We start from the raw sequence: 4,517 nt of genomic DNA on the forward strand, positions 1-4,517 counted from the left end.
ATGTTAGCTAATGGTAGAGTTTTTGCAGATGCTTTAGTTGCATCAGTTCCATCAGCAATTTACACTCAACCGATATTATTAACAGAAACTAATGCTGTTCCATCTTCAGTAAAAGCTGCTTTAGCTGATACTAAATACCAAATTAACAAGGTTATGGTAGTTGGTGGACCTAATTCAGTTTCTTCAGAAGCTTTAGCACAAATTAATATTTCTAATATCGACAGATTATCTGGAGATAATAGACAATTAACTTCAATGGCAATAGCTGATGAATACTTTACACATGGTGGACAAGCTATAGTTGTTAATGGTAAAGATTATCCAGACGCATTATCTGCAGGTCAATTAGGATTTAAAGAAAATGCACCTATATTATTAACTGACAGTCCAACTGTTTTAGGTGAAGACTTAGCTAAATATCTAAATGATAACAGAATGACTGAAATCCACATTGTTGGTGGACCTAACTCAGTTTCAGAAACTGTAGCTCAAGAATTAGCTAACTTATTAGTTAGTAGATAAGATAAACTAAATAAAAAACTACTCGGAAGAGTAGTTTTTTTTTACATATTTTTATAACTGTTATTATTAAAATTTATAGGATATAATAATACTAGGAGGTGTTTAAATGATTAAAAAGAAAGGAATATCGTTTTTTCTTGTTTTTACATTGATATTTGCATTTTTTGTAACTAATAATGTAGAGGCCAAGGAAAAATTTATTGAAACAGCATTTGTTACTACAGTGGACGGTAAAGCCCCAACAGAAGAATTGGAATTAGAAGTTAATTCTTTAGAATTAAAAGATGAAAAGGGAATTAATATACTGTATTTAGAAAATGGTAAGGATTATGAAATAAAATATAATGAAGATAATTATACTTTAAAATCCATTACTATTGATGACAAGGTAGTTTCCACTAATAATATTTTAAAATTAAACACAGACAAGGAAACGGAATTTGTTTACTTAGACTTTATTGAAAATATTAAATATTCTAAGTTTAAAGCTACTTTAGAAGATAATAATTCTAATATAAAAGTAAAATTAGACGAAGAAGATTACAAATTAGGTAAAGAAATTGACTTGAAAAAAGGTGAACATGTTTTAGAATTTATTAATGTCCCTGAAGGCTTTTATATCTATAAAGTAGAAGATGGTCTTAATTCAATAGTAAAAAATGGAAAATATAAATTTACCTTAGATTCAGATTTGAATTTAGAATTTAAAGTAATAAGGGAAAAGGAAGTTGGCTTAAAAAGATTTGCCGGAAAAGACCGTTACGAAACTTCAGCTAAAATTGCAGAAAATATATTTAAAAATCCGAAAAATATTGTTTTAGTCAATGGAGTTAAGGAAGCAGATGCCTTGTCTGCAGGTCCACTTGCTAACGAATTAGAAGGACCAATTCTTTTAACAAATGGTAAAACTATTTCTAAACCAGTAGCAGACTATATTGAATCTACAAAAGCTTCTAAGGTTTATATTGTAGGTGGGAAAGAATCTGTAGCAAATTCTTTAAAAGAAGAACTTAGTGATGACTACAAATTAGAAGTAGAAAGAATAGCTGGTGAAAATCGTTATGAAACATCAGCGAAAGTAGCAGAGGTTTTAATTGAAGACCATAAGTACAAAAATGAAATTATATTGGCAAATGGAGTTAATGCAGCTGATGCAATTTCAGCAAGTCCTTTAGCTATACAAGAAAAATATCCTATAATTTTAACAAATGGTAGTATTATAGAAGTTAATGTACTCAACAAATTAAATGATTTTAATATTAAAGATGCTATAATTGTTGGTGGAAAAAATTCTGTCTCTAACAATATATTAAATAATACAAATATTCTTTTAGAAGAAAGAATAGCTGGAGAAAATCGTTATGAAACTTCAATAGAAGTTGCAAGGGAATTAAATAATATTAACAATCTTGTTCTAGCAAGTGGAGTTAATTATATTGACGCCCTAACAGCAAGTTCAGTGGCAGGTATTAAAAATGCTCCAATTATTTTAGTAGATGGTAAAGAAATTAACAAGGAAACAGAAAAATATATTAAAAATATAAAAAATAATATATTTGAAGTTTATGTAGTTGGTGGAACAGACTCTATTAATAGTGACTTAGCAAAAGAAATATTAAATTTAACAAAATAATTTGTAAATAGGTATTGTACAATACCTATTTTTTTATTCTTTATTTTTCATAACTTTTTTTTAATTCATTTTATGGTATTATATACTATAAAGGAATAAGGAGGAATTTATGTTAAAATCAAAAAAATTAATAAGTATTTTATTAGCTTTTGTTCTAGTGTTGTCAGTTTATGCTGGTACAAAAACTTTTGCTGATACTGATCCAACAAAAGGAAATAGTCAAACAAATGATAGTGGCAGTGGTTCAGGACCAGCAGAAGCACCAACGGAAGCACCAACGGAAGCACCAACAGAAGCACCAACGGAAGCACCAACAGAAGCACCAACAGAAGCACCAACAGAAGATAATAAAGAAATAAAAACTGTTGTTACCATTGAAAAAATAACAATTGGTAGTAAAGAAATAAAAGGTAGTGACGTTATCGATTGGTCAGAATATGGATTCAAATTAGTAAACGATACTATAGGGAATAGAGATAAAGAAGTAAAAGGTAAAACTACAGAGATAGAAGGAACTACTTCTACTTTAGAAGATGATATTAAGAATTATGTTTATACACTTTCTTCAAGTAAACATACTATAAAGAAAATAGTCGTTACACCTATTAGCAGTAAAGCTAACGATCCTTACTCTATAAAAGCAAATAGAAATAGTATTAAATTGGAAATTATTTTAAAATCAGATGAAGAAGTAGACAAGGTAACAAGACTTGAAGGTGTAACTCGTTATGAAACTGCAGTTGAAATAGCTAAGGAAGCTTATCCTAAAGCAGAAAATCTTATTATTGCTAATGGAGAAGTTTCAGCCGATGCCTTAGCAGCTGGTCCTTTAGCAAATGTATTAGAAGCTCCAATACTTTTAGTAAGAGACAACTCTGCAATTCAAGGTGTTAAAAACTATATTAGAGATAATGGCGTTAATAAAATCTATGTAGTTGGTGGAGTTAATTCCGTTTCTGAAAACTTAGTTAAAGAATTAAAGGCTATAAAAGAAGGCGTAACAACTAGTAGAACTTCTGGTAAAGACCGTTACGAAACTTCCATTAAGGTAGCTACTACATTAAAAGATAAAGGTTATACTAATGGAGTAATTATAGCAAATGGTACAGATGCAAAAGATGCCGATGCTTTAGCAGCATCAACTTATGCAACAGAAAACAAATTGCCAATAGTATTAACTAATGGAAGTGTATTAACTACAGAAGTTAAAGCTGGTTTAAAAACTATAGGGGCAACAAAGGCTACTATAATTGGTGGACCACAAACAGTTGCTGAAAATATAATTAATGGAACAGCTCTTACTTATACAACTGAGAGGAGAATCTCCGGTGCAAATAGATTTGAAACATCAGTAGCAATAGCTGAAAAATTAACTCAAGCAAATGTTAAAACAGTTGTAGTTGCAAATGGTTATAAATCACCTGATGCTTTAACAGCTGGACCATTAGCATTTACAAAAAATGCAGCTATTATTTTATCAACAGAAACTGACTTTACATCTAGCCAAAACACTTATATAGGCACAATTAAAAATATTGAAACAGCTTATATAGCAGGTGGAGTAAACTCAGTAAAACCGGCAGTAAAAACTGCATTAGAAACATTAGTTGAAAATAGTAGAGACAAATAATATAACTTAAAAAACTCCTTGTAGTGAAAACTACGGGAGTTTTTTTATATAATCGTAAGGATATTGTAATTATTTTTTAAACAAATTGTAATATAATATTATTGGAGGTATATTTTTAGTTATGTAATTTTATATAAGTTGTAATTTGTGTTATCATCAAATACAGGAGGGATATAATGAACAAGAGTAAAAGAATTTTTGGAATTTTAATGTCATTTGTAATGTTGTTTTCCATTTTTGCTGGGAACTTGTCTTATGCAGATACAAGTTCAGGTAGTAATGCAGTAAAATATAAACACGATGCAAAAATTGATGGTGTAAAAGGAGCTGGCGGTGGAGCAGCCTATTTAGATTTAGGGATTAAATTAAAGAAATCCGGAAGTAGTACTTCTACAGACATAGATAATGTAAAAGAACTAGAAAAAAAAGCTGAATACACTGTGGAATATAATACCGAAAAATATGTTTTAGATTCAATAGACATAGACGGTAAAAATATTAAATCTACTTCATTTAAAGTTCCGGACACTAATGAAGAGATATTTATTATGTTTAATTTTAGAAACAAATCAACTTCACTTGTAGAAGTTAAAGTATATGCTGATAATGAACAAATAGCACCAAATAATGCAGATTTAGAAATAGCTGGTAAAAAGTTTGGTTTTTATGATAAACAGATATACTTAACAAAAAACAAAGATTATCCTATAAGTTATAATACAGTTGATTATA

Annotated in this window: 4 protein-coding genes; all 4 read left to right on the forward strand. The window is 29.2% G+C overall.

Annotated elements, in window-relative coordinates:
* Positions 1 to 522: cell wall-binding repeat-containing protein (locus tag WAO56_RS09735; protein ID WP_422146345.1), on the forward strand; the 522-nt coding region annotated here is incomplete at its 5' end.
* Positions 523 to 628: 106 nt separating this feature from the next.
* Complete coding sequence (locus WAO56_RS09740; protein ID WP_422146346.1) at positions 629 to 2,155, forward strand: cell wall-binding repeat-containing protein; 1,527 nt, start codon at positions 629 to 631, stop codon at positions 2,153 to 2,155.
* A 109-nt stretch (positions 2,156 to 2,264) separates the two neighbouring features.
* Positions 2,265 to 3,785 carry a cell wall-binding repeat-containing protein gene (locus tag WAO56_RS09745; protein ID WP_422146347.1) on the forward strand — a complete coding sequence of 507 codons (1,521 nt, stop codon included), beginning with the start codon at positions 2,265 to 2,267 and terminating at the stop codon, positions 3,783 to 3,785.
* A 176-nt stretch (positions 3,786 to 3,961) separates the two neighbouring features.
* Positions 3,962 to 4,517, forward strand: a 556-nt coding sequence (locus WAO56_RS09750) for a hypothetical protein (protein WP_422146348.1), incomplete at its 3' end; no start/stop codon positions are given.

This window comes from Miniphocaeibacter sp. (assembly GCF_049276255.1).
In the GTDB taxonomy this organism is placed as follows: domain Bacteria; phylum Bacillota; class Clostridia; order Tissierellales; family Peptoniphilaceae; genus Miniphocaeibacter.